Raw genomic sequence first — 483 nt, forward strand, 5'->3', positions numbered from 1 at the left:
TTGTATCGCTTGTAGATCTTCTTCACTACCGCAGCTTCGGCTGCCTTGCGATACGCAAAAATGTCGTTGACGATATCCTTCGTCGATTCGGCTCGAACCGTTCCGTCAATGTCGATTTTCTCGAAAAGATTCGCTGCGGTGATTTCTCTGCGGACTTCGTTGACACTTTTCCCGACGGTTCCCAAACCGCCCCAGCGCTGCCAGATGGCGGCCCGCATCTTGCCGACATTGCGGCAAGTGGCCTTCAGACGCTTCATATCCGCCGGTACGGCGCACTGAGCGTAGAGAATGCGGGTGCAAGTTGTCATGAAACGGTCTTTTTCGGCAAAGGAGTTTCGGGAAAGTCTTCCTTCAGAGCCTTCTGATACTTTCTCATGCCATAAAGACGGCAGCTGAACGTATGAATGATGGCCATCAGGTCCTCAATCATTTCGCGCTGAGGCGAAAGAGTCTCCTGGTTCGCGATGGTGATTTGGCAGCTAT

The 483-nt window shown here is 52.4% G+C and carries 1 pseudogene; it reads right to left on the minus strand.

Annotated features, from left to right (window positions below):
- A pseudogene (locus H6A60_RS12500) lies at positions 1-308 on the minus strand (transposase); the annotation flags it as partial.
- Between the last annotated feature and the right edge of the window lie 175 nt (positions 309-483).

This window comes from Sutterella massiliensis (assembly GCF_016899755.1).
In the GTDB taxonomy this organism is placed as follows: domain Bacteria; phylum Pseudomonadota; class Gammaproteobacteria; order Burkholderiales; family Burkholderiaceae_F; genus Sutterella; species Sutterella massiliensis.